Raw genomic sequence first — 7,523 nt, 5'->3', positions numbered from 1 at the left:
GACCCCCAGCGCCTCGGCCAGCGCCCGCTCCGCCGGCAGCCGGGTGCCCGACGGCAGCCTGCCGTCGCCGGTCAGCACCCGCACCGCGTCGGCCAGCACCCGGTACGCCGGGCCGCGCCCGCCGTGGACGTCACCGCACAGCGCGGCGAGGCGCTCCGCCCCGACCCCCTGCGTCTTTCCCGATCCACTTTCGCTCGAGTGGCACGGTGACGACAGGCCACCGATCGAGGCAGCATGCCATCTCGTGACGATCGACAGCTCCCGCTGGTCGCTGCGGATGCCGCGGCGCACCCGGCGGCTCACCCAGCTCGTGGCCGGCCTGGTCGCCTACGCGGTCTCGATGGCGCTGATGATGCGCGCGGCCCTCGGCTCGATGCCGTGGGACGTGTTCCACCAGGGCGTCGCCGGTCGTACGGCCCTGTCGGTGGGCGCGGTGACCGTGGTCGTCGCGGTCGGGGTGCTGCTGCTGTGGATCCCGCTGCGGGAACGACCGGGGCTGGGGACGGTGGCGAACGTCGTCGTCATCGGGGCCACGGTGGACACCGCGCTCGCGGTGCTGCCCGCCCCGGAGGCGCTGTGGCTGCGGATGGCGTACGCCGTCGCCGGGATCGTGCTGAACGCGGCGGCGACGGCGGCCTACATCGGGGTCGGGCTGGGGCCGGGCCCGCGGGACGGGCTGATGACCGGGCTCGCGGCCCGCACCGGCCTGTCGGTGCGGCTGGTGCGGACCGCGATCGAGGTGACGGTCGTGCTCGTCGGGTGGGCGCTCGGCGGTGTCTTCGGCCCGGTGACGGTGGTCTACGCACTCGCCGTCGGGCCGCTGGTGCAGTGGTTCCTGCCGCGCTTCACCGTGGGTGCGGTCAGCCCGTCACCCTCGACAGCCAGTCCCCGTTGCTCAGATCCATCTTGACCCCGTTCACCATCACCGTCGGGGTCCCGAAGCGGCCGCCGGGCGCCACCGCCGGGTCGGCGACGGCCGCCTCGGTCGCGTCGGCGATCGCCTGGGTGTTCGCCTGGCGGGTGACGCAGCCCGCGAAGTCCCCCGTGGCCCCCAGCTCGGTGCCGAGCGCGGTCAGCTCCTGCACCGTCTTGCCGGCACTGCCCTCGGCGGGCTGGTCGGCGTACAGGCGGGAGTGGTAGGCGGGGAAGATCCCGGCGTCGGCGGCGCACAGCGCGGCGTTGCCGGCGCGGGTCGAGTAACCGGGCGGGGTCGAGCGCTCGTCGAGGATCACGATGTGGTGGTAGTTGATCTTCGCCTTGCCCTCGTTCACCGCGGTGGTGAGCTGGTTCCCGACACCGCTCTCCAGCTGTCTGCAGGCTGGGCAGAGGTAGTCCTCGTAGAGGTCGACGGTCACCGGGGCCGCCTGGTTCCCGGCCTTCACGACGACGCCGTCGCGGGTCACCGGGTAGGTCGCGACGGTCGCCTTCTGGTAGTTCTGGTACAGCACGTAGACGCCCGTGGCCAGGGCGATGACCAGCACGAGCGCGCCGATCCCGAGGTTGCGACCGAGCCCGCTCGAGGTGCGTGCGGTGCTGATCCCCGCCGCCTGCAGCCGGGCCTGCGCGGCCTGCCGGCGCTCGCGCTCGCTCTGTCCCATCAGTGCTCCTTCGTCGCGTCCGCCGGCGCCCGCCGGTCGTGGTCGTGTGCCGCGGCCCGGTCCCCGCGCCCGTCGAGGGAGAACAGCGTCCGCGGGCGCACCACCAGGTACACCGCGGCCGTGAGGAAGGCGAGGTCGCGCAGCAGGGCCAGGCCGTAGCCGGTGTCGTCGGGGTCGACCGGCCCGCCACCGCCGAAGCAGCCGCAGTCGATCGCCAGCCCGCGCGCCCACGCCTGCACCAGCCCCGCGACGAACGCGAGCAGCAGCACGGTGCCCACCACCGCGGCGAGCCGGGTGGCGAGGCCCGCGAGCAGCAGCAGGCCGAGTGCGATCTCCAGCGGCGGCAGCAGGGTCGCGACCGGCACGACGAGCGCGTCCGGCAGCACCCGGTAGGCGGCGACGGCGACGGCCGTGGTGAACGGCTCGGACAGCTTCACCGCCCCCGACACCAGCCAGACCGCGGCCAGCCCCAGCCGCAGCACGGTGCCCAGCACGTCGAGCGGGCGGCCTGCGGTCACGACCGGGGAGCCTAGCGAGCCCGCCGGTTCAGAACTCCTCGCGGGCGGACTCCTGCTCCAGCAGCGCGTCGAGATCGGTCAGCCGCTCCATCGTGGCGACGGCGCGGGCGGTGCGGTTGTTGCCCGCCAGCATCTCCTCGTGGCGGTGCACGAACTGCCAGTAGCCCGCGGTGAAGGGGCAGGCCTTCTCCCCCACCCGCACCTTCGGGTCGAACGCGCAGCCCGAGCACAGGTCGGTCATCCGGTCGATGTAGGCGCCGCCGGAGGCGTAGGGCTTGGTGGCCATCCGGCCGCCGTCGGCGTGCTGGCTCATCCCGATCACGTTGGCGGGCATCACCCAGGCGAACCCGTCGACGAACGCCGTCGCGAACCAGTCGTTGAGCTCCGCCGGCCGGTAGCCACGCTGCATGGCGTGGTTGCCGAGGATCATCAGGCGCGGGATGTGGTGGGTCCAGCCGCGGTCGCGGACCCCGCCCAGGGCGTGCGACAGGCAGTTCGCGGTGACGGCGTCGGCGTCCAGGTCGGTCCACCAGTCCGGCAGCGGGGTGCGGGCCCGCAGGTGGTTGCGACGCGTGTAGCCACGCCCGAAGCGCCAGTACAGCTGCCAGACGTACTCCCGCCAGCCGAGGATCTGCCGGACGAACCCCTCGACGCTGGACAGCCGGGCGTCCCCGTCGTGGTAGGCCTGCTCGGCGGCGTGCACCGCCTCCAGCGGGTGCAGCGCGCCCAGGTTCATCGGCACCGACAGCAGCGAGTGCGCCATGGCCCAGTCCTGCTCCAGCACCGCGTCCTCGTACGGGCCGAAGGTGTCGAGGCGGTGCCGGACGAAGTGCCGCAGCGCCCGGGTGGCCTCCTCGTGGGTGACGGCGAAGCGGCGCGGCCCGTCGTTACCGACCGTGGGGTACCCGGCCGCGTCGAGGTCGGCGCGGACCTGCTCGTCGATCCCGTCCTCGCGGGGTTTCCAGGGCGCCTTCACCTCCAGGCGCTCGGCGCCCCTCGGCGGGGACTCGCGGTTGTCGTGGTCGTAGTTCCACTTCCCGCCGACGGGCTTCTCGCCGTCCATGAGCACGGAGAACCGCTCGCGCTGGGCGCGGTAGAACTCCTCCATCCGGAAGGTCTCGCGGTCACCGGCCCAGTAGTCGAACTCGTCCTTGCCCAGCGCGAAGGTCGGGGTGGGCCGGACCTCGGTGACCAGACCCTCCTTCACGAAACGGCGCACCATGTCCGAGGCCGGGAACGACGTCGGCTGGTGCACCACCACCGGGCGGCCGACCTGCTCCAGCGCCTCGCGGTAGGTGTCGGTGCGCAGGTAGGTGGCCCGGTCGCCGAGCTGCTCGGCGAGGTGACGCATCCCGGACAGCACCAGGTGCAGCTTCTGGCGGTGGTGGCGCCGCCGGCCCAGCGCCCGGGTGGACTCGACGATCACGATCTCGCGGCCGGCGAACTCCTCGGTGTCCCACACGTGGGGGCCGAGCTGGTCGGCGAACAGCCAGAGCGGAGCCGTGTCATCGGACGACATCGACCCAGTGTCGGGGTGGTCGCACAGCGCCGCGCGGCGAGCGCGGTCGTCCTATCGTTGCAGACGTGAACGATCCGGAGCTGGAGGCGGAGCTCGCCGACCACAGCCACGACCACTCCCACCGTGACGTCTCCGGCGGCTGGCTGCGCGCGGCCACCTTCGGTGCGATGGACGGCCTGGTCACCACGATCGCACTGATCGCGGGCGTCGGGGGCGGCGGGGCGGGCCGTGACGTCATCGTGCTCAGCGGGCTCGCGGGTGTCGTCGCGGGGGCGTTCTCGATGGCGCTCGGCGAGTTCGCCTCGGTCGGCACCCAGAACGACGCGCTCGACGCCGAGGCGGCCGTCGAGCGCCGTGAGCTGGCCCAGCACCCCCGCGCCGAGCAGCACGAGCTGGCCGCCCGGTTCCGGGAGATGGGCCTGTCCGAGCAGACCGCCGACGCCGTGTCCCGGGAGGTGCACCGCGACCCCGAGCTGGCGCTGCGGATGCACATCAGCCAGGAGCTGGGGGTCAGCCTGGACGACAAGCCGTCGCCGTGGGTGGCGGCGGTGTCGTCGTTCGCCGCGTTCGCGGTCGGCGGGCTGATCCCGCTGATCACGTTCCTGCTCGGCTACGGCTCGCTCGCGCTCGGCCTCGCCGTCGGCGGCGTCGGCCTGCTCGTCGCGGGGGCGCTGACCTCGCGGTTCACCTCCCGGTCGTGGTGGTCGGCGGCGCTGCGCCAGCTGGCGTTCGGCGCCATCGCCGCCGGCGCCACGTACCTGGTCGGCATGCTGATCGGCGTCAGCGCCGCCTGAGGGTCAGTCCTCCACACTGATCACCCGGGCCGGGCACACGTGCTCGGCCTCCTTCACCGCGTCCCGGTCGCCCTCGGCGGGCGAGTCGGTCAGCAGCTCGACGATCCCGTCGTCGTCCTGGTCGAAGACGTCGGGCGCGGTCACGACACACTGGCCGGCCCCGATGCACAGTTCCTTGTCCACGATCACGCGCATGGCCATCAGAATGCCACCGGCAGCGCGTGCACGCCGTAGACGGCCATGTCGTCGCGGAACGGGATCTCCGAGTCCGGCACGGTGACCCGCAGTCCCGGGAAGCGCCGCAGCAGCGCCGGGTAGGCGATCTGCAGCTCGAGGCGGGCCAGTGGCTGCCCCAGGCACTGGTGCACCCCGAACCCGAACGCGACGTGCCGGTTCGTCCCGCGGGTCACGTCGACCTCGTCGGGGTGCGGCCACTGGCGGGGGTCGCGGTTGGCGGCCTCGGCGGCGAGCACGACGCCCTCCCCCGCGCGGATCGTGACCCCGCCGATCTCCAAATCCTCGGTCGCGACCCGGCGGCGGCCGACGTGGGTCACGGTCAGGACCCGCAGCAGCTCCTCGACCGCGGCGCGGACCTGCGCGGCGTCGCCGTCGCGGACGACGGCGAGCTGGTCGGGGTGGTGCAGCAGGGTCAGCGTGCCGAGCGCGATCATGTTCGCCGTCGTCTCGTGCCCGGCGACGAGCAGCAGCAGCGCCGAGGCACTCGCCTCGTCGACGGTGAGGTCCCCGGCCGCGACCCGGGCGGCCATCCCGCCGAGCACGTCGTCGCGCGGCTCGTCCAGCCGCTCCCGGACGAGGCCGGCGAGGTAGTCCTGCAGCGCGTCCGACGCCGCGGCCGACGCCTCCGCGCCCGAGGTCAGGTCGACCATGATCCGGCTCTGCGCCTCGAAGAACGCGTGGTCGGCGTAGGGGACCCCGAGCAGGTGGCAGATCACCAGCGACGGCAGCGGCAGCGCGAACGCCTGCACCAGGTCGGTCGGGTTCTCCCCCGCTTCCATGGCGTCCAGCAGCGCGGTGACGGTCTGCTCGACCAGCGGCCGGAGGCGCTCGATACGGCGCACGGTGAACTCACCGATGAGCATCCGCCGGTGCCGGGCGTGCTCGGGGCCGTCCATCATGATGAAGCTGCGCCGGCGCCCCCGGGAGCGCACGCGGCGCGACCGCGACGCGGCCGGGTAGCCGTCGCGGTCGGCATCGGCGGACAGCCGCTCGTCGGCGAGCGCGGCGCGGACGTCGTCGTAGCGGGTGACGAGCCACGGCGTACTGCCGTCCCAGATCCTGACCCGGGCGACCCCCGGCTCGGCGGGGCACTCGTCGTCCCGGATGCGGGCGAGCTCGGCGGGCGGATCGCAGGGGCACCCGCGCGTCATCGGGTAGGTGGTCACGGGGTCGGTCACGGCGGTCATCGGCATCACTCCCGCCGAGGATGTTAGCAATGCTCAGTTTCATTGCGCAACGATCTGTGCGGAGAGCAGAGACAGGAACGGCCCCGTCCCGGGATCGGGACGGGGCCGCTGGGCGGTGGAGGTGCCGGGAATCGAACCCGGGTCCTCCGTCGGTTCACGAGGGCTTCTCCGTGCGCAGTCCGCTCTGTCTCTACTCGGATCCACCGGTCACGCGAACAAGCCGGTGTGACGATCCCAGCCGCTGTTGGATGTCCCCTGCGATTCCGCGGCCGAACCGCAGGGTGAGTCCCCTGAATGATGTCGGGAACCGGAGCGGGGACGCCTCCGGCCCGACAGCCCCTACCTGAAAATCAGGCAGCGAGCGCGTAAGCGCTCTGGGCAGTGCGACTGTTGTCGGCACTTATTTTTTTGCGACGCATGGTTAACGAGATCATCGTCGCCTTCCTCGGCACGCTTCACCTCGATCAACGATCGGAGTCGAAACCGTTCACCCCCTGGTCGGGTCCCGGAGGACCCGCAGTCCACCTGCACTCCGCACGGATGTACCCGGGCGGACGCACAGCATAACGCCCCACGCCCGCCCGATCATCCCGGTTCCCGGTGGCGTCTCATCCCGCCGCGACGTCGTAGGTGTGCCCCGCGGCCCGCAGCCGGTCGACCAGCACGTCACCCAGCGCGGTGGCCGGGGTGAGGCAGCCCGCACGGTCGGGCAGCGCGGACCCGCCCAGGGCCAGTGCGAGGCCCGCCTCGCCGAACATGACCGCGGTGGCCCCGTAGCCGGGGTCGCCGGGGCCGGAGACCCGCACCCGGTAGCGACGCCCGGACTCGGTCTCGGCACGCACGTCCATCCGGAACCAGCCGCGCTCGCGGGTCCGCTCCGACGGCCCGGTCCCGGGCGCGGGCAGCACCCGGTCGAGCAGCGGGCGGATCGGCGGCACCATGAACGCACCGACCAGCGCGCCGAGCCCGCCGGTGACCACACCCGCGGTGACCGCCCCGGACACCCCGCGACCACAGCCCTGGAGCTCGCCGTACCGCAGTCCGCGGCCGTAGGCGTGGTCGAGCAGCGCGTTGGAACGGCGCACGATCCGGGTGTTGTAGGACGCCATCACGAACGGCGCGGTCCAGGTGCCGTCCGGGAGCCGGGCGGGCGGTCCCGCGTCGCCCGGCTGCGACGGCGTCGGCTCGGCCGACGGGTCGGGGCTCAGCGAGTGCGGGCGGGCGGCCAGGCGCCGGGCGTCGCGGTCGGTGCGGACGGTGTCGAGCTGCCCGCGCAACGAGTCCACCGTGCCGCCGGAGACCCCGCCGCGCATCGTCGCGACCGTGCGGACCTCGGTGAGCCCACCCGCGCCGTCGGCCTGTGCGGCCCGGTGCGCGAGGAACACCCCCAGGTCGGAGGGGACGGAGTCGTAGCCGCAGGAGTGCACGATCCGCGCGCCGCTCGCGCGGGCGGTGTCGTGGAAGCGGTCGATCGCCTCGCGGACGAACAGCACCTCGCCGGTGAGGTCGGCGTAGTGGGTGCCGGCCCTCGCGCACGACCCGACCAGCCCCAGTCCGTACTTCGCGTACGGGCCGACCGTGCTCAGCACGACGCGTGCGCCCGCGGCGAGCCGGTCGGTCGCGGCCGGGTCGGCGGCGTCGGCGACGATCAGCGGCCAGTCCCGCGCCGA

At 73.4% G+C, this 7,523-nt stretch carries 8 protein-coding genes and 1 other RNA gene; 2 read left to right on the top strand and 7 right to left on the bottom strand.

Features of this window, described 5'->3' with window-relative positions; translation table 11 throughout:
- Positions 1-244: 244 nt before the first annotated feature.
- On the top strand, positions 245-910 hold the full coding sequence (locus GTW08_RS11840; RefSeq protein ID WP_161151919.1) for a YczE/YyaS/YitT family protein: 666 nt from the start codon (positions 245-247) through the stop codon (positions 908-910).
- Here GTW08_RS11840 and GTW08_RS11835 read toward each other — a convergent pair.
- From GTW08_RS11835 to GTW08_RS11825, 3 genes are read right to left on the bottom strand one after another with little or no spacing between them, the layout of a single operon-like run.
- The gene (locus GTW08_RS11835; RefSeq protein ID WP_161151918.1) at positions 861-1,598 is read right to left on the bottom strand and encodes a DsbA family protein; all 738 of its coding nucleotides are present in this window, start codon (positions 1,596-1,598) and stop codon (positions 861-863) included. The two genes, GTW08_RS11840 and GTW08_RS11835, sit on opposite strands and share 50 nt — an antisense overlap.
- Positions 1,598-2,116, bottom strand: a complete 519-nt coding sequence (locus tag GTW08_RS11830) for a MauE/DoxX family redox-associated membrane protein (protein ID WP_073578371.1) — start codon at positions 2,114-2,116, stop codon at positions 1,598-1,600. The genes GTW08_RS11835 and GTW08_RS11830 overlap by 1 nt, the downstream gene beginning before the upstream one ends.
- A 28-nt stretch (positions 2,117-2,144) precedes the next feature.
- Positions 2,145-3,635, bottom strand: a complete 1,491-nt coding sequence (locus tag GTW08_RS11825; RefSeq protein WP_161151917.1) for a cryptochrome/photolyase family protein — start codon at positions 3,633-3,635, stop codon at positions 2,145-2,147.
- A 65-nt stretch (positions 3,636-3,700) separates the two neighbouring features.
- On the opposite strand from GTW08_RS11825, the gene GTW08_RS11820 reads away from it, so the two are divergent.
- Positions 3,701-4,429 carry a VIT1/CCC1 transporter family protein gene (locus GTW08_RS11820; RefSeq protein ID WP_161151916.1) on the top strand — a complete coding sequence of 243 codons (729 nt, stop codon included), beginning with the start codon at positions 3,701-3,703 and terminating at the stop codon, positions 4,427-4,429.
- 3 nt (positions 4,430-4,432) lie between these two features.
- Here GTW08_RS11820 and GTW08_RS11815 read toward each other — a convergent pair whose 3' ends face one another.
- The 4 genes from GTW08_RS11815 to GTW08_RS11800 form a co-directional block, all read right to left on the bottom strand.
- The gene (locus tag GTW08_RS11815) at positions 4,433-4,624 is read right to left on the bottom strand and encodes a ferredoxin (protein WP_073578396.1); all 192 of its coding nucleotides are present in this window, start codon (positions 4,622-4,624) and stop codon (positions 4,433-4,435) included.
- Between the two features lie 5 nt (positions 4,625-4,629).
- Entirely contained in the window at positions 4,630-5,853 is a 1,224-nt protein-coding gene (locus GTW08_RS11810; protein WP_161151915.1) for a cytochrome P450, read from the bottom strand.
- 113 nt (positions 5,854-5,966) lie between these two features.
- Positions 5,967-6,348, bottom strand: a transfer-messenger RNA (tmRNA) gene (ssrA, locus tag GTW08_RS11805).
- A 113-nt stretch (positions 6,349-6,461) separates the two neighbouring features.
- Positions 6,462-7,523, bottom strand: a 1,062-nt coding sequence (locus tag GTW08_RS11800) for a saccharopine dehydrogenase family protein (RefSeq protein WP_161151914.1), incomplete at its 5' end; no start/stop codon positions are given.

This window comes from Pseudonocardia sp. SID8383 (genome assembly GCF_009864975.1).
GTDB lineage: Bacteria > Actinomycetota > Actinomycetes > Mycobacteriales > Pseudonocardiaceae > Pseudonocardia > Pseudonocardia alni.
Note: the sequence above shows the minus strand (reverse complement) of the source record. Positions and strands in the feature narration are given on the sequence as shown.

Bases quoted from the DNA above. Each gene is read 5' to 3' on its own strand.
- GTW08_RS11815 (WP_073578396.1), bottom strand. From the start codon at position 4,624: ATGCGCGTGATCGTGGACAAGGAACTGTGCATCGGGGCCGGCCAGTGT.
- GTW08_RS11810 (WP_161151915.1), bottom strand. From the start codon at position 5,853: ATGACCGCCGTGACCGACCCCGTGACCACCTACCCGATGACGCGCGGG.
- GTW08_RS11835 (WP_161151918.1), bottom strand. From the start codon at position 1,598: ATGGGACAGAGCGAGCGCGAGCGCCGGCAGGCCGCGCAGGCCCGGCTG.
- GTW08_RS11825 (WP_161151917.1), bottom strand. From the start codon at position 3,635: ATGTCGTCCGATGACACGGCTCCGCTCTGGCTGTTCGCCGACCAGCTC.